This is a genomic window from Paenibacillus spongiae (genome assembly GCF_024734895.1).
GTDB lineage: Bacteria > Bacillota > Bacilli > Paenibacillales > Paenibacillaceae > Paenibacillus_Z > Paenibacillus_Z spongiae.
The window spans coordinates 4,315,000-4,331,009 of record NZ_CP091430.1 but is presented as its reverse complement, the minus strand read 5'-3'; the positions used below and the strand labels follow the sequence as shown (position 1 = coordinate 4,331,009).

Here is a 16,010-nt window from a genome sequence, read left to right as displayed (position 1 = left end):
GAAATCAAATAAACAGATCATGGGAGGCATTATCGTTTATGGAATATATACGGATTCAATCGATTAACGACCCGTTGTTTACGAAGATGCATCAGCTGATGCAAACCGTCTTTCCTCCGGAAGAAGTGCTTGCGTTCGAGAAATGGGAGGAGCCGATTCAAGATCCAAGCATTCATGTTTATGTTGCCGTCCATGAAGGCGAAGTCGTGGGCGCAACCGAGTACCGTTATTATCCAACCATGCTTGTCGCGATGACGGACTTTACGATTATCGGCCGTCCCTCCATGGGAATCGGACGGTTCCTCATGCGTAACCGCGAGCGCGACATTGCTAGGCTTGCAGAGGAGAGCGGTACGGAACCGATTGGCATGTTCGCCGAAATTTATAACCCCATCACGGCAGATTATCATTTCGGGGGCGTAACGCCAATGAACCCCTATGTACGGCGCGAGGTGCTGTCGCATATTGGGTATCGCCGTCTCGATTTTCCATACATACATCCTTCATGGGAAGAGAACGGCGAAGCCGTATCGGGGCTTGATTTATGTTTCCTCTCTTATGATGAGAATCGTACGGAGCTGCCGTCCTCGCTCGTTACAGCTTTCTTGACGCAATATTATTCCGCGCTTCCCAATAAACCGGACGCTTGGCATGATATGATCGAATCGATCGGGCAGCAGGAAACGATCCGCTTAGAACCGTTCTGATGAGTGCGGAGGAGACGGCAAGAAGCACGGCGATCACTTTCTGGGGTACGGGAGACTCGATGGGCGTTCCCCGTGTATACTGCGATTGCAGCGTATGCGAGGAAGCCCGCAGCAGCGGCACCAATCGGCGAAAGCGATCGCTGGTGCACCTGAACGATCCGGAGCTGGGTGTTTTGTTGATCGACTGCGGACCGGATTGGCGTGACCAAATGGAAGCCGCAGGCCTGCGCCGCCTGGACCGGATCCTCATTACGCATGCGCACTTCGATCATATTGGCGGCCTTGCGGAGTGGGCCGATATGTGCCGATGGACGGGGATCGCGGGAGAAGCCTACGCCAAACCGGATGTAATCGACGAAGTTCTGACTCGGTTCCCTTGGATAGGCCGGAATATAACGTTTATTCCGATTGAAGGCCCGCTGCAGCTTGGAAGATGGCGGGTGGATTGCTGGAAGGTGAATCACGGGAAGAACGGTTATTCTTATGCGTTTCGATTCTCGGATCTTGCGGCGGGCCGATCGTGGGCTTATTGTTCGGACGCGATCTCGCTTACCGAAGAACAATTAATGCCATTAATGAATCTGGATTTGCTCATTCTCGGAACCAGCTTCTATGAAGAGCCGTTTCCGCTTCATACGCGATCGGTATATGACGTGAAGGAAGCTGCGGCGCTGCTTGAGCGCTTGAAGCCAAAGCAGACCGTGCTGACCCATATGTCGCACGACATTGATTTGCGGCGCGAATATCCGCTGCCAGCCGATGTCCGATTTGCTCTAACCGGCATGATAATCCAGGTTTAATAAGGTTCGACATACTCCCGGTATAGCTGCGAACCTTAAATGGTTGATCATTATTTCCGGCATATTAGCTTGTGCTCTATTCTGCCATCAAATGAAAGTCACTTGACGTCAGTCGTGAAAACGCATATTATGGAACTATCTGATCGACAAGGGGAAATTTTGATGTTTGTTGGTGTTCTTAACTCGTAATTGGATATTCGATTTTGACGAATGAAGCATGCTTGTCCTGTAATAGGGTACAGGTCTGTTTGATGATGTTCGTCCGAATCGACTCTCTGAGTTAAGAACATGACGATTTCCGCCTGCAGACGGCAAATTCGCGTGCTCTTCGAGCACGCTTTTTTTATGCTTCAAAACGAACCTGTGTGAGTAAGATTTCAGCTGTTCATTCATGAATAGCTGGCGTCTTCCAAGCCAGGAAATCGGGTTGCAGCTTTGCCGAATCTCAAACAGGAATGGAAGGCGCGTGCGCTTTTCATTCCTGTTTTTTTTATTTTATGCCCTAAGGAGGCCCTCAACAATGAACGAAGCAAGCTTGAAACGATTGGAATACGACAAAATTAAACAGAGACTGCTCGAATTTACGGTATCGCCCGAAGGAAGCAAGCTGGCAGAGCGCCATATGCCGACGGCCAATGAAGCGGCAGTTCGCACATGGTTGCAGGAAACGGAAGAGGCGGCAAGGCTGCTTGCCACTGGGGCGAGCGTACCGTTGTCAGCCATGGAAGGAATGGAGCTCTTCTTCGCGCTGCTGGGTAAAGGAAGAATCTATACCGAACAAGACCTGGGACAATTAAGCGCATGGCTCGCCGCAGTAGGCCAAATGAAACGTTATATGGAAGCGAAGAAGATGATCGCCCCTACGATCAGCAGCTATGCCGACTCCATGCACGATTGTCCGGAACTGCGGAAGGAGCTGGACCGCTGTATCCGCCATGGACAGTTAACGGATCAAGCGAGTTCCGCCCTGGCGGATATCCGCAGACATCTGGCATCGGCCGAGGATCGCATTGAACGCAAGCTGAACCAGACGCTGGGCAAATATAAGACTGCGCTACAGGAGCTATTGGTAAGTAAGCGCAACGGGCATTATGTTATTCCGGTGAAACGGGAACTGCGCAAGCAGGTCCCGGGGACGGTATGGGATGAGTCGTCCAGCGGTCAGACCTTGTTCGTCGAGCCGGCAGACGTTGCCGAGCTGCAGGCGGAATGGCAGATGTGGAAAGCCGAGGAAGAGCGCGAACGGACCATTATATTATCCGAATTGTCCGAGTTTGCCGAAGGGCATGCCGATGGGCTAAGGTGGAATGTCGAGGCGATGGCGTCATTCGATTTCATCTTTGCCCGAGCGAAGCTCTCCCGGACTTGGGATGGCATCGCCGTGACCATCTCCGAGAAACCTTATATTCATTTGGTCGATGCGAAGCATCCGCTGCTCGGGAGCGGTTGTTTGCCGTTAAATGTACAGATCGGCGGAGCATGGCGGCAGTTGATCATAACTGGGCCCAACACGGGCGGGAAGACGGTAACCTTGAAGACCATCGGACTATTTGCCTTGATGGTTCAGTCTGGACTGCTCGTTCCAGCCGGCAAGGGCACCGAGCTCGGGCTCTTTCAGCATGTGCTGGCGGATGTCGGCGACGGACAAAGCATCGAGCAATCGCTCAGCACCTTCTCGGCTCACATGTCCAGCTTGAAGGAAATGCTGGATGCCGCGAACGGCAGGTCGCTGCTGCTGCTGGACGAACTGGCGGCCGGCACTGACCCTGGTGAAGGCATCGCATTGTCTATTGCCGTCTTGGAGGAACTGCTGAACCGGGGATCGCTGGTAGCGGCGACGACACATTTTAACGAGATCAAACGGTTCGCGTCCGAAACGGAAGCGTGCACCAACGCGCGGATGGCCTTCGATGCGGAAACCTTGCGCCCCTTGTATCGCTTAGAGATCGGAGAGGCCGGGGACAGCTACGCGTTTGCCATTGCGAGACGGTTTGGCCTGCCGGAAAGGGTTATTCGGAGGGCGGAAGCGAGAGCGGCAGCGATCGGAACGAAACAGGCTGTAGAGACGACATCCGTTCCGGCATGGCAGTCTGCAGAGGATAAATCATCTCGCAGTAAACCGAAGCCGGTGAAGAAAGATAAGGAACGCCATCCTAAGGAAGGCGAAGGAGCGGAGGAGAATGCCATTGAAGATGACCGTCATCATTCGAATGAGGCTAAACGGCCCTTGCAAGTAGGGGATTGTGTCTGGATCTATCCGTTGAAGCGGAGCGGCATCGTCTATAAAGCGGCTGACGAACGCGGAGAAGTCATCGTTCAGGTACAGAAGCAGAAATTAAAATTCAACCGAAAAAGGCTGGCGCTCTATATCGGATCGGAGAAGCTGTACCCGGGACAGGATTATGACCTGGATATCGTATTCGAGAGCAAAGCGAACCGGAAAGCGAGAAAGCAGATGGGACGCAAATATGTGCCCGGGATTGAGATCGTTACGCCGCCGGAGGAACCGGAGCGCTAAGCGCGCCCGGAATCCGGCTTGCGCTAAGTCAATCCCGGCTCTCGATGACAAGCAGCAGCCCTTCGCGTATGCTGACGACCCCTTGCTCGCCGACTAGCGCGTTGCTGATGCCGAGCGATTGGCCGATTTCAAGCGTGGCTTCGCGGAGAGGATATTGGAATCCATCCAACGTGATGCCGCGGACAACGTCCGAAAGCGGTAGAAGTGAAATATATGGAAACGGAGATCGCCGAAGAGATAGCTTGCTTGCGGTCACGCGGATCGTATTATGCTCGTCCATGATGGCCATGCGGATCCCCTGCCCATGAGCCGTTCGAAGCAAATGTACGTTGGCCAAGGTATGATCGAAACGTGTGCCAAGCGCTCCCAGCAGCACGATCTCATCCGGTTGTTTGGACACTGCAAGCTGGAAGGCAAGTTCGGTATCGGTGAAGTCCTTGTCAACCGGATCGAAGTCCTGCATCTCCAGGCTTGCTTCTCGGATCTCTGCCAGCTGCTGCGGTGTGACCGAATCGAAATCGCCTAAGGAAATATTCGGACGGCGTCCGTTCCGGACGAGGAACAAGGCGCCGCTATCCGCACCGATCAGATAATCGTCGTCCCGGATGAGATCCAGCGCCCACCGGCCCAGACGGCCGCCGGTAAATATGAGTATGCGGCTTGCATTCATGATGCATTCGTTCCTTTCTGCATAGCGTGCTTTTGTCAGTATACTCGGGACATCGGCGAAAGGCCAGTCCGTTATTTGCAAAATGCACTCTTGCGCAAATCCGCCGCTCATGGCTAAAATGAGATTGGTAAAAACTATGGACCCGTTCGATGACCTGCAGCAAAGGGCGGCGGATATCGAATGAGCAGGCGGAGGCAGCATCAGTTGAACTGGCAATTGGATATGGACGTGTTTACGATCTTCAGCGTTATCGGCACGATTGCTTTTGCAGTGAGCGGTGCGATTGTAGCGATGGAGGAAGAATACGACATTCTTGGCGTTTATGTGCTTGGCCTTGCCACTGCCTTTGGCGGCGGCGTTATCCGCAATCTGCTGATCGGCGTACCCGTTACGACCTTGTGGGCGCAAGGAATGCTGCTTAAGACCGCCGTTGCGGCGATGACGATCGCCTTTATTTTGCCGGTTAGCTGGATCAAGCATTGGCGTCGGAGCGAAGCGTTCTTCGATGCTATCGGGTTGTCGGCCTTCGCGATTCAAGGCGCGCTGTATGCAACAGGGAAGCATCCGCTTAGCGCCGTCATTGTTGCGGCGATGCTGACCGGTATTGGCGGGGGCATGATCCGCGACGTCTTGGCCGGAAGAAAACCGCTTGTGCTGCGCGATGAAATCTATGCGGTGTGGGCGATGGCTGCAGGTGCTGCGATCGGACTTGGATGGTTTAAAACACCAATGGAGCTGCTGATACTATTCGGTATCGTCATTGCGTGCAGAATGCTGTCGGTTCATTACAAATGGAGATTGCCGAGACGATCGCTGAAATATGCGCTTGCGCAATCGGTCCATTCCGAAGAGCAGCAGACGGCCGCGGCAGCGAAAAGCAACGAAGAGAAAGGGGACCACTCATGATTTCGGTATTATTCGTATGTCTGGGCAACATTTGCCGTTCACCGATGGCAGAAGCGGTATTTCGCCATGAATTAATGGCGCGCGGACTGGAGGATGTCATTAAAGTCGATTCGGCCGGAACGGGAGATTGGCATCTCGGCAAGGTGCCGCATGAAGGAACGAGGGGCTTGCTTGACCGCCATGGGATTTCGTACGAAGGGATGCGGGCAAGACAAGTGCGTTTGGACGATTACGACGATTACGATTATATCGTTTGCATGGACACGAATAATGAACGGGATGTTCGTCAAATGCTTGGCAGCCGCTGCGACGGCCACGACAAGGTGTTTAAATTTATGGATCTGCTTCCGGAGCGCAAAACGGCCGATGTTCCGGATCCTTATTATACCGGAAATTTCGAAGAGGTTTACGAGCTGGTGTCGCAAGGCTGCGCCCGGCTTTTGGAGAAGATAGCGGAGCAGCTACAAGAGGCTGAACCTGCACGTTCATAATAAGGTTAAAAGAAGACCGCTGCCAGCGTCAGGCTATCTGCCTGCCCGCTGCAGCGGTCTTCGCGTAAGCGTGAGTTCCGTTGTTAGAAAAAAGCTTTCAATGCCGAAGGGATATGCTTCTGCCAGAAGCCCCATACATGCTTGCCTTCATGCTCGCTGTACAGGATGGCAGCGCCTTTCTCTTTTAGAATTTGCTTCATCGCCCGGTTGAGCGCAACGAAATCATAGGTGCCGCTGTCGGTTTCGAAGGCGGTTTCCTGCAGCCCGACGATCATAAACAGGCTCATATGATCCATAAGGCCGCTTCGGGCGGCAATTTCTTGAGAAGCGGGGTAGAAGGCTCCGGATAGCGAGATGATTTTGTTGAATAGATGCGGGTAGCGCAGCGCAATATGAAGCGATACCGTACCGCCTAGCGAATCGCCGGCCAGCACCCGATGTTGAGGGTCGCGTCTAACCGGATAACGCGATTCAATATATGGAAGCAGCTCTTCGGCGAAGAAGGTGACATAGCCGTCGTGAAGCTCTCCGTCGGGAGCGTACTCCGATGTGCGCTTCTTCTTGTCCACATCGACTCCGACGATAATGAACGGCTCCATGCCTTCGTCGAGGATGAGCTGATTCGCAATGGTCGCAACCCGTCCGAAATTGAAAAAATCTTCGCCGTCCTGACAGAAAAGAACGGGGTAACTGAGCACCTCATTATAGCCCGGCGGCAAAAAAATGCGAAGCTCGCGCTCTTGTTCGGGTAGAATCCGGCTGGCTGCCGTATCTTTGACAATCGTTCTTTTCAAATATCGTTGATCCGTCATTAAAATTTTCTCCTCTCGGTGTTGAATGCTTTTCTGCGGATAAGGGTAAACAAAAGGAAGGAAACAACTGCCGTTATTGTCGAATCCGTGTCTTTGTACTATTCTGTACTAGTGAAAAAACAGTACTGTTACATATACAATTAAAGCATCAGATTCGTGAAAACAGTGAAAAATCAAAGGTTTTGACTATTTTATACTTTGACCATTTCGGTTAAACAGGGTTATAATCATTCTATAACAGAGACACTCGCACTTTCAAATATTTAACTGAGGTGAACGTAGATGAGCAAGCTTCCTTACGAAGTACAGACAGAACCGGTTCTGCCGCTTACTGTTCTGTCGCCAGAAGGTGATGTCGTTAACCCGGATTTAATGCCGAATTTGTCGGATGAGCAGTTGAAAGAAATCATGTACCGCATGGTATTTACCCGCGCATGGGATGAACGCGCAGTCAATTTGGGCCGTCAAGGCCGACTTGGCTTCTACGCGCCGGTATCCGGCCAGGAAGCATCGATGATCGGCAGCGAGTATGCCCTGAACAAGGATGATTTCGTCTGCCCGGGCTACCGCGACATGCCGCAGATCGTTTGGCATGGACTGCCGCTTTACCAGGCATTCCTGTATTCCCGCGGCCATCAGCATGGCGGCCAAATTCCTGAAGACGTCCATGTATTGATGCCGCAAATTATTATCGGCGCTCAAATTTTGCACGCCACGGGCGTTGCAATGGCGTTCAAGAAACGCGGCGAGAAACGCGTCGCAATCACATATACAGGCGATGGCGGTTCTTCCGAAGGCGATTTCTACGAAGGCTTGAACTTTGCAGGCGTGTACAAACTGCCTGTTATATATGCTGTCCAGAACAACGGATATGCCATTACTACGCCATTTGAGAAACAAACGGCAGCACTTTCGATCGCGCACAAAGCTGTAGCAGCCGGAATCAAAGGCGTACAGGTCGACGGCATGGACGTTCTTGCCGTGTACAAAGCAGTATCCGAAGCGGCTGAACGCGGACGCAACGGCGAAGGCGCAACGCTGATCGAGCTGCTTACGTACCGTTTCCGTCCGCATTCCATGGCTGACGATGCGACCAAATACCGGACCAAGGACGAAGAGAACGAATGGGCGCTCAAGGATCCGGTTACCCGCTTCGGCAAGTTCCTGGAGAAGAAGGGCTTGTGGACCGAGGAAGATACGGCACGCGTGAAGGAAGAAGCGAAGGCTACGGTAAACGAGCATATCAAGAAAGCGGAAGCAACAGAGAAAATGACGGTCGCGGGTCTGATCGACTCCATGTTCGAAACGACGCCGCAGTATCTCGAAGAGCAAAAAGACGATTTCAAATAAATCATGACGCAGGGATGCTTCTCAGCGGCAAATTAGGTTTTCATTTCGTCCAGGAGATCGGCTTGTTTTTCGATTCTTGCTGCTGATCTTTTGAAGCGAATGGGTGCCCGGATAATCGTCCAAGAAGCTTGGCTTCACAAAAACATGGCATGTGCTTCGAGGCTGCTGCGGTTATGTATCGGGGTTGCATGCCTTCACAAAACTTTCAGGAGGAACCAACGAACATGGCACAAATGAATATGTTGGAAGCGATCCGCGACGCGATGCGCGTCGAATTGAAACGCGATTCGAACGTTGTCGCCTTCGGCGAAGACGTGGGGAAAGTCGGCGGTGTATTCCGCGTTACCGAAGGTCTGCAGGAGGAATTTGGCGAAGATCGCGTATTCGACACGCCGCTTGCGGAATCCGCGATTGCCGGTATGGCAGTAGGCATGGGCATTCAAGGCTTCCGTCCGATTGCAGAAATTCAATTTGTAGGTTTTATCTATGAAGCGCTTGACCAAATGTTCGTCCAGGCTGCACGGATGCGTTACCGTTCAGGCGGACGTTATAACTCACCGATCGTATTCCGTACGCCGTTCGGCGGCGGGGTCAAAGCAGCCGAGCTTCATACCGACTCGCTCGAAGGGCTTGCCCTTCAGACGCCGGGCATGAAGGTTATCGTGCCTTCGAACCCTTACGATGCTAAAGGCCTGATGATCTCCGCTATTCGCGATAACGATCCGGTATTCTTCATGGAGCATCTTAATCTCTATCGTGCTTTCCGCGCAGAAGTTCCGGAAGGTGAATACACCGTTCCGATCGGCAAAGCGAATGTCGTTCGCGAAGGCTCCGATGTGACGATCATCGCTTACGGCATGATGGTTCATACGGCTGTTAAAGCGGCTGAAGAGCTGGAGAAGCAGGGCGTTAAAGCGGAAGTTATCGATCTGCGCACCCTGATGCCGCTTGATATCGATACGATCGTAGCTTCCATTCAGAAGACGAACCGGGCAATCGTTGTCCAAGAGGCGCAGAAAACATCCGGCGCTGCGGCAGAAGTCATTACTCAAATCAACGAGAAGGCGATCCTTCACCTGGAAGCTCCCGTGCTTCGCGTGGCCGGTCCGGATACGGTGTATCCGTTCGCGCAAATCGAGGATCAATGGCTTCCTACACCAGCCCGTATTATCGCGGCAGTTAATAAAGTCCGGGAATTTTAATTACTAAAATCTGCTTGTTACGATGCGGTGCATGAACGTAGGCGTTGCTTGCGAAGAATGAGGAGGTAGCGTAGGTGGCTAAATTTGAATATAAATTTCCGGAGCTTGGCGAAGGGCTGCACGAAGGCGAAATCGTCAAGATGCTTATCAAGCCGGGAGACAGCGTAACGGATGACGATATTATTATGGAAGTACAGAACGACAAAGCCATTGTAGAGGTTCCTTGTCCGGTTAACGGCAAAGTGCTCGAAGTGTTCGCGAAAGACGGACAAGTGTGCCATGTCGGTGATTTGGTGGCCATTATTGAAGCGGAAGGCGACCTGCCCGAGCAAGAAACTACTGTAGCATCGGAAGAGAAGGCCGCTGCGCAAGGCGGAGCGGAGATCCAGGGCGGCGCACCGGAGGCGAAAGCGCCGGAGAGCGCGCCAAGCTCGGACGCGGCGAAAGCAGAAGGAAATCCTGTACTTGCAACGCCAAGCGTTCGCAAATACGGCCGCGAGAAGGGCGTTGACTTGTCTGGCGTCAAAGGTACGGGCAAGAACGGACGCATTACGCGCGATGACATCGATGGATTCGCAGCTGGCGGCGGCGCTGCCGCGGCTGTTTCGCAGCCTGAAGCGGTGAATGAACAGAATGCTGCTGCACCGGCAGAAGGCAATAATGAGACGAAGGCAGCCCCAGTGGCTTCCGGCACGGCCTACCGTCCTGAGGAGCGCGTTCCTTTCAAAGGTATTCGTAAAGTCATCGCCAATGCGATGTCGAAGTCGGTTTACACGGCTCCGCACGTTACCCTGATGGACGAGGTTGACGTTACCGAGCTCGTTGCACTGCGTGCCAAATACAAGCCGCATGCCGAGAAGAAGGGCGTTAAGCTGACTTATCTGCCGTTTATCGTGAAGGCTCTGGTAGCTGCTTGCCGCCAGTTCCCAATTATGAACGCTACGCTTGATGAGGCTAATCAAGATATCGTCTTGCGTAAATACTACAATATCGGGATCGCAACCGACACGGATAACGGCTTGATCGTTCCGGTCATTGAGGATGCCGACCGCAAGAACATCTATATGGTAGCGGACAGCATCCGCGATTTGGCTACGCGCGGCCGCGAGGGTAAATTGTCCGCGAACGAGATGAGAGGCAGCACGATTTCGATTACCAATATCGGATCTGCAGGCGGCATGTTCTTTACGCCGGTCATTAATTTCCCGGAAGTGGCGATTCTTGGCACCGGACGCATTACAGAGAAGCCGATCGTCCGCAACGGCGAAATCGTCGCAGCACCTGTAATGGCTCTGTCGCTTAGCTTTGACCATCGTCTCATCGACGGCGCAACGGCGCAAAATTTCTTGAATCAAATCAAACAGCTGTTGGCACAACCAGAGCTGTTCATCATGGAGGTATAACCAATGGTAGTAGGAGATGCTTCACTGGACATTGACACTCTAGTCATTGGTGCAGGACCCGGCGGATATGTGGCGGCCATTCGTGCCGCCCAGCTCGGGCAGAATGTACTTGTCGTGGATAAACAATATGTTGGCGGCGTATGCTTGAATGTAGGCTGTATCCCTTCCAAAGCGCTGATCTCGGCTTCTCACCAATATGAGTCGATCAGCCATGCCGATTCTTTCGGAATTACGGCATCCGACGTGAAAGTCGATTGGAACAAGGTGCAGGATTTCAAGAACGGCGTTGTCAAGAAGCTGACCGGCGGCGTAGCTTCGCTGCTCAAAGCGAACAAGATCCAATACTTCAACGGCGAAGTCATGTTCATTAACGAGAACGAAGCTCGCGTATTCAATGAACAGGAAGCGCCGCGTTACCGCTTCAAGAATTGTATCATCGCAACGGGCTCCCGTCCGATCGAGCTGAAGGCATTCCCTTACGGCGGACGCATCGTATCTTCGACCGAAGCGCTGTCCATTCCGGAAATTCCGAAGAGCCTGGTCGTTATCGGCGGCGGATATATCGGCGTGGAGCTCGGCCAAATGTACGCTCGTTTCGGCACGAAGGTAACCGTAATCGAAGGCTCGGATGCGATCCTGCCTGGCTTCGACACGGATATGTCGTCCCTTGTTGCGAAGAAGCTCAAAGGCGTGGGCGCCGAAATCGTAACCGGCGCGCAAGCGAAGAGCGCCGAGCAAACGGATAAAGACGTAACCGTGACCTATACCGTTAACGGCGAAGACAAGCAAGTAACGGCTGACTATCTGCTCGTGACAGTCGGACGCCGTCCGAACACGGATGGCGAGCTTGGTCTTGATCTCATCAATGTAAAAATGACCGACCGCGGCTTGATCGAGGTTAACGAGCAATGCCAGACGAGCGTTCCTCATATCTATGCAATCGGCGATATCATCGCAGGACCTGCACTCGCTCACAAAGCGATGTATGAAGGCCGCGTTGCAGCAGAAGCGATTGCAGGACAACCGAGCAAAATCGATTACAAGTGCATTCCGCTCGTCGTATTCTCCGACCCAGAGCTGTCGAGCGTCGGCTACACCGAGAAGGAAGCGAAAGAGAAAGGCCACAATGTCAAGGTTGGCAAGTTCCCGTTCAACATCAATGGACGCGCCTTGTCGCTGGGCGTCAAGGAAGGCTTCGTCAAGCTGGTTGCCGATGCGGATTCCGGTCTTGTACTCGGGGCGCAAATCGCAGGCATCGAAGCTTCCAACATGATTGCCGAGCTCGGACTTGCGATCGAGATGGGCGCTACGCTTGAAGATTTGGCGCTGACGATTCACGCGCATCCAACGCTGGGCGAGATCGTTCTCGATGCAGCCGAGATGGCGCTTGGACATCCGATCCACGCGATCGGTAAGTAAGCAGGCGCAGCACATAACGTTCAGTCAGAGGCACGACGCTGGATTCAGCGCTCGGGCCTCTTTTTGTAATTCGGGATGGGACCGGCGTTTGAACGAGAAGACGGCTTTCACGAGACAGAGTTGAAGGAGGGAGCGGGTAATATGACGGTACTCGCCAAACCGGCAAGCGAATCGCGTACAACGATGACACAGTTGATTTTTCCGGAGGATGCCAACTTCCACGGGACGATGTTCGGCGGCAAGGTAATGGAATACATGGATAAGACGGCGGCGATCGCAAGCATGAGGCATGCCCGGATACCTGTCGTAACGGCATCGACGGACAGCATTGATTTTATCGGGCCGATCCGGGTCGGCGATGTGATAGAGATCGTCGCTTTCGTGGCATGGAGCCATAACAGCTCCATGGAAGTCTATGTAAAGGTGCAGACCGAGCATGTATATACGGGCGAGAGAACAACCGTCGTAACCGCCTTCTTCACTTTCGTAGGCCTTGATCCTTCCGGGAAGCCGACGAGAGTGCCCGACATTCTACCGGAGACGGATGAGGAAAAGTCGCTCCATGCTTCGGCTCCCAAACGATACGAGCAGCGTAAGCAGCGAAAACGGGACAGACAGAAGGATTAAAAAAGTGATATGATAGTTATAAGTTTTTTTGGAGAGGAGCTTTGGCTTGAAATCGTATTTGGACCTGCTGAAGGACGTACTGGATAATGGAGCGCTGAAAGAAGACCGGACAGGAACGGGTACGTTATCGGTTTTCGGACGTCAGCTCCGCTATGATTTAAATGAAGGGTTCCCGCTTGTAACGACAAAGCGGATGCATGTCAAATCCATCATCCATGAGCTGCTTTGGTTTCTCAAAGGCGATACCAACGTCGGCTATTTGCAGGAAAACGGCGTTCGTATCTGGAACGAATGGGCGGACGAGAACGGAGAGCTGGGACCTGTCTACGGCTCGCAATGGCGGGCATGGGAAGCGCCGGACGGCCGCAAGATCGATCAGATCGCCGAGGTCGTAGCCTCTATCAAACGGAATCCGGATTCCCGCCGTCATATCGTCAGTGCTTGGAATGTCGCGGAAATTGACAATATGAAGCTGCCTCCGTGCCACTTTGTCTTTCAATTCTATGTGGTAAACGGGAAGCTCTCTTGTATGCTGACGATGCGTTCCTCCGATACGTTCCTGGGACTGCCGTTCAATATCGCGCAGTATGCCCTTCTTACGCACATGATAGCCCAGCAATGCGATCTCGGTGTGGGTGAGTTTATATATTCCGGCGGCGATGTGCATATATACAGCAATCATATCGACCAAGTGAGGGAGCAGTTGACACGCGAGCCTTATCCGCTGCCGCAGCTTCTGATTAAACGGAAGCCGGACTCTATATTTGATTATGTATATGATGACTTTGAGATTATAAATTATGAGCATCATCCGACGATTAAAGCGGAAGTCGCCATTTAGAGAGGAGAATGCCGCATGTCTATCACGTTAATAGCCGCGATGGCCAGCAACCGGGCGATCGGACAAGACAATCGGATGCTGTGGCATCTGCCGTCCGAGATGGCGCATTTTCGCCGTTCCACAACGGGGAAGACCGTACTGATGGGGCGCAAGACTTTCGAATCGCTGGGCCGGCCTCTCCCCAAACGTCTTAACGTTATTCTAACCCGCGACAACGGTTATTCGTGTGAAGGCTGCGAGATTGTTCATTCCGTGGACGAGGCGCTCCGGAAGCATGGAGCCGGGCAGGATGAATTAATGGTCATTGGCGGAGCGGAGATCTATACTCAATTCCTGCCGTATGCGGACAAGCTGCTGCTTACCGAGGTGGAGGCCGATATTGACGGGGACGCTTTTTTTCCGGAGGTGCCCGAATCGGAATGGTCCATTACGGACAGCGAGCCCTATCGTGCCGATGAGAAGCATGCTTACAATTTCTACATTCGAACGTATAAGCGAACATCGCCAAACCACTAGAGATACAGTCATGAATTGAAAACTCCATTGGTCATTTAGTGCAAATGATTGTACGGATAATCCATTTATCGAACCGGGCTGAATTGCTACGATATTGTATACGAGAAACACTTGGAAGCAGTATACGCTTGAATAATAATTGGATTCCCGTTATCGTTATTTATAATGAATGATGCACGAGGTTAACCGGGGAAACTTGGATGGAGGATAAGCGATCATGTCTACACCTACTGGATTTATGGACTACAGACGCGAGCTGCCCGCTGACCGCGACCCGCTGGAGCGGGTTAAGGACTGGGAAGAATTTCATAAGCATTTCAGCGAGGATCAACTGCGTACGCAAGGCGCGCGCTGCATGGACTGCGGCACACCTTATTGTCATACGGGCATCGAGCTTCCCGGAGGGACATCCGGCTGTCCGGTCAACAATTTGATCCCGGAGTGGAACAATTTGATCTATCGCGGCCTTTGGCGAGATGCGCTTGACCGTTTGCACAAAACAAACAATTTTCCCGAATTTACGGGACGCGTCTGCCCGGCTCCTTGCGAAGGCTCGTGTACAGTAGGGCTGATTGGCGACGCTGTAACGATCAAGACGATCGAACAGGCTATTATCGATAAAGGCTTCGACGAGGGCTGGGTTGTTCCGCAGCCGCCCAAGGTGCGCACAGGCAAACGCGTAGCGGTCGTCGGATCAGGCCCTGCAGGACTTGCATGCGCCGCACAGCTGAATAAAGCCGGTCATTCGGTTACTGTGTTCGAACGTGCCGACCGGATCGGCGGGTTGTTGACATACGGCATTCCCGCTATGAAGCTGGATAAGAAAGTCGTTCAGCGCCGCGTCGATTTGCTTGAAGCGGAAGGCATTGAATTTATTACGAATACCGAGATCGGCACAGATGTAAAAGCCGAACAGCTCGTTAGCGATTATGATGCGGTCGTTCTCTGCGGCGGGTCGACAAAAGCCCGTGAAGTCGAGATTGAAGGACGGCAGCTGGGCGGAATCCATCTGGCGATGGACTACTTGAACAGTTCGATCAAGAGCTATCTCGATTCCGATATGACAGACGGCAATTATATTTCAGCCAAAGACAAGAACGTCATCGTCATCGGCGGCGGAGATACGGGGACGGACTGCGTTGCGACAGCGCTCCGTCACGGCTGCAAATCGGTTACGCAGTTCGGAACGCATGCGAAGGCGCCTCTGGAGCGCGATATGATAAACAATCCATGGCCTCAATTCCCGAACGTGTATACGCTCGATTATGCGCAAGAGGAGGCGCGTGCCATCTTCGGTGAAGATCCTCGCGCATTCTCGGTCCTAACGAAGAAATTCGTAGGCGACGAGAACGGCAATGTGAAAGAGCTTCACACGGTACAAATCGAGCGGACGGTCGATGAGACAGGCCGTAAAATTTATAAAGAGATTCCAGGAACAGAGAAAGTGTGGCCGGCCGATATCGTAATGATAGCCGTCGGATTCGAAGGGCCGGAAAATCTGCTGATCGACCAGCTTGGCTTGGAACAGGATCGCCGTTCCAACGTGAAGGCTGCGTATGGCAAATATACGACCAGCGTCGATAAAGTATTTGCTGCAGGCGATATGCGCCGCGGACAAAGCCTGGTTGTATGGGCCATTAACGAAGGACGCGAAGCTGCGCGTGAAGTCGACCGGTATTTAGTGGGATCAACCATGCTGCCTTAATCGGCATTTTGCGGTATACTATAGAAAGAAACATAGAGCGCCT

The 16,010-nt window shown here is 52.7% G+C and carries 15 protein-coding genes; 13 read left to right on the top strand and 2 right to left on the bottom strand.

The features are described from left to right. Positions 1–38 precede the first annotated feature (38 nt). The 3 genes from L1F29_RS19645 to L1F29_RS19635 all read left to right on the top strand — a co-directional run bounded on the left by L1F29_RS19645 (position 39) and on the right by L1F29_RS19635 (position 4,025). Positions 39–707, top strand: a complete 669-nt coding sequence (locus L1F29_RS19645) for a GNAT family N-acetyltransferase (RefSeq protein WP_258383756.1) — start codon at positions 39–41, stop codon at positions 705–707. Beyond that, on the top strand, positions 707–1,507 hold the full coding sequence (locus L1F29_RS19640; RefSeq protein ID WP_258383755.1) for an MBL fold metallo-hydrolase: 801 nt from the start codon (positions 707–709) through the stop codon (positions 1,505–1,507). Before L1F29_RS19645 ends, L1F29_RS19640 begins: the two co-directional genes overlap by 1 nt. A 520-nt stretch (positions 1,508–2,027) precedes the next feature. After that, complete coding sequence (locus tag L1F29_RS19635) at positions 2,028–4,025, top strand: endonuclease MutS2 (protein ID WP_258383754.1); 1,998 nt, start codon at positions 2,028–2,030, stop codon at positions 4,023–4,025. A gap of 28 nt (positions 4,026–4,053) precedes the next feature. Here the strand turns inward: L1F29_RS19635 and L1F29_RS19630 are convergent, their stop codons facing one another. Continuing rightward, positions 4,054–4,695 (bottom strand): thiamine diphosphokinase, encoded by a 642-nt coding sequence (locus L1F29_RS19630; RefSeq protein WP_258383753.1) that lies wholly within the window; start codon positions 4,693–4,695, stop codon positions 4,054–4,056. Positions 4,696–4,917: 222 nt separating this feature from the next. Here L1F29_RS19630 and L1F29_RS19625 point away from each other — a divergent pair, with 222 nt between their 5' ends. Both L1F29_RS19625 and L1F29_RS19620 read left to right on the top strand, forming a co-directional pair. Continuing rightward, the gene (locus L1F29_RS19625) at positions 4,918–5,601 is read left to right on the top strand and encodes a trimeric intracellular cation channel family protein (protein WP_258389738.1); all 684 of its coding nucleotides are present in this window, start codon (positions 4,918–4,920) and stop codon (positions 5,599–5,601) included. Further along, a complete protein-coding gene (locus L1F29_RS19620; protein WP_258383752.1) occupies positions 5,598–6,092 on the top strand; it encodes a low molecular weight protein-tyrosine-phosphatase in 495 nt (164 codons plus the stop codon). The genes L1F29_RS19625 and L1F29_RS19620 overlap by 4 nt, the downstream gene beginning before the upstream one ends. 83 nt (positions 6,093–6,175) lie before the next feature. Here the strand turns inward: L1F29_RS19620 and L1F29_RS19615 are convergent, their stop codons facing one another. Continuing rightward, positions 6,176–6,904 carry an alpha/beta hydrolase gene (locus L1F29_RS19615; protein WP_258383751.1) on the bottom strand — a complete coding sequence of 243 codons (729 nt, stop codon included), beginning with the start codon at positions 6,902–6,904 and terminating at the stop codon, positions 6,176–6,178. Between the two features lie 282 nt (positions 6,905–7,186). Here L1F29_RS19615 and pdhA point away from each other — a divergent pair, with 282 nt between their 5' ends. The 8 genes from pdhA to L1F29_RS19575 all read left to right on the top strand — a co-directional run bounded on the left by pdhA (position 7,187) and on the right by L1F29_RS19575 (position 15,967). Then, positions 7,187–8,254 carry a pyruvate dehydrogenase (acetyl-transferring) E1 component subunit alpha gene (gene pdhA, locus L1F29_RS19610; protein ID WP_258383750.1) on the top strand — a complete coding sequence of 356 codons (1,068 nt, stop codon included), beginning with the start codon at positions 7,187–7,189 and terminating at the stop codon, positions 8,252–8,254. A 224-nt stretch (positions 8,255–8,478) separates the two neighbouring features. Beyond that, the gene (locus tag L1F29_RS19605; RefSeq protein ID WP_258383749.1) at positions 8,479–9,456 is read left to right on the top strand and encodes an alpha-ketoacid dehydrogenase subunit beta; all 978 of its coding nucleotides are present in this window, start codon (positions 8,479–8,481) and stop codon (positions 9,454–9,456) included. A gap of 74 nt (positions 9,457–9,530) precedes the next feature. Then, the gene (locus L1F29_RS19600) at positions 9,531–10,859 is read left to right on the top strand and encodes a dihydrolipoamide acetyltransferase family protein (protein ID WP_258383748.1); all 1,329 of its coding nucleotides are present in this window, start codon (positions 9,531–9,533) and stop codon (positions 10,857–10,859) included. 3 nt (positions 10,860–10,862) lie between these two features. Continuing rightward, positions 10,863–12,278: a dihydrolipoyl dehydrogenase gene (lpdA, locus tag L1F29_RS19595; RefSeq protein ID WP_258383747.1), complete on the top strand. Its 1,416-nt coding sequence runs from the start codon at positions 10,863–10,865 to the stop codon at positions 12,276–12,278. Between the two features lie 141 nt (positions 12,279–12,419). Then, positions 12,420–12,905, top strand: a complete 486-nt coding sequence (locus L1F29_RS19590) for an acyl-CoA thioesterase (protein WP_258383746.1) — start codon at positions 12,420–12,422, stop codon at positions 12,903–12,905. A 46-nt stretch (positions 12,906–12,951) separates the two neighbouring features. Further along, positions 12,952–13,746, top strand: coding sequence for a thymidylate synthase (gene thyA / locus L1F29_RS19585; protein ID WP_258383745.1), 795 nt, complete (start codon positions 12,952–12,954; stop codon positions 13,744–13,746). A 15-nt stretch (positions 13,747–13,761) separates the two neighbouring features. Continuing rightward, positions 13,762–14,262, top strand: coding sequence for a dihydrofolate reductase (locus tag L1F29_RS19580; RefSeq protein WP_258383744.1), 501 nt, complete (start codon positions 13,762–13,764; stop codon positions 14,260–14,262). A 217-nt stretch (positions 14,263–14,479) separates the two neighbouring features. Continuing rightward, on the top strand, positions 14,480–15,967 hold the full coding sequence (locus tag L1F29_RS19575) for a glutamate synthase subunit beta (RefSeq protein WP_258383743.1): 1,488 nt from the start codon (positions 14,480–14,482) through the stop codon (positions 15,965–15,967). Positions 15,968–16,010: the final 43 nt, after the last annotated feature.

Excerpts from the sequence above, each read along its gene's own strand:
- L1F29_RS19640 (WP_258383755.1), top strand. The coding sequence starts at position 707 with ATGAGTGCGGAGGAGACGGCAAGAAGCACGGCGATCACTTTCTGGGGT.
- L1F29_RS19620 (WP_258383752.1), top strand. The coding sequence starts at position 5,598 with ATGATTTCGGTATTATTCGTATGTCTGGGCAACATTTGCCGTTCACCG.
- L1F29_RS19625 (WP_258389738.1), top strand. The coding sequence starts at position 4,918 with ATGGACGTGTTTACGATCTTCAGCGTTATCGGCACGATTGCTTTTGCA.
- L1F29_RS19645 (WP_258383756.1), top strand. The coding sequence starts at position 39 with ATGGAATATATACGGATTCAATCGATTAACGACCCGTTGTTTACGAAG.
- L1F29_RS19630 (WP_258383753.1), bottom strand. The coding sequence starts at position 4,695 with ATGAATGCAAGCCGCATACTCATATTTACCGGCGGCCGTCTGGGCCGG.
- pdhA (WP_258383750.1), top strand. The coding sequence starts at position 7,187 with ATGAGCAAGCTTCCTTACGAAGTACAGACAGAACCGGTTCTGCCGCTT.
- L1F29_RS19635 (WP_258383754.1), top strand. The coding sequence starts at position 2,028 with ATGAACGAAGCAAGCTTGAAACGATTGGAATACGACAAAATTAAACAG.
- L1F29_RS19590 (WP_258383746.1), top strand. The coding sequence starts at position 12,420 with ATGACGGTACTCGCCAAACCGGCAAGCGAATCGCGTACAACGATGACA.
- L1F29_RS19615 (WP_258383751.1), bottom strand. The coding sequence starts at position 6,904 with ATGACGGATCAACGATATTTGAAAAGAACGATTGTCAAAGATACGGCA.
- L1F29_RS19575 (WP_258383743.1), top strand. The coding sequence starts at position 14,480 with ATGTCTACACCTACTGGATTTATGGACTACAGACGCGAGCTGCCCGCT.
- lpdA (WP_258383747.1), top strand. The coding sequence starts at position 10,863 with ATGGTAGTAGGAGATGCTTCACTGGACATTGACACTCTAGTCATTGGT.
- L1F29_RS19605 (WP_258383749.1), top strand. The coding sequence starts at position 8,479 with ATGGCACAAATGAATATGTTGGAAGCGATCCGCGACGCGATGCGCGTC.
- L1F29_RS19580 (WP_258383744.1), top strand. The coding sequence starts at position 13,762 with ATGTCTATCACGTTAATAGCCGCGATGGCCAGCAACCGGGCGATCGGA.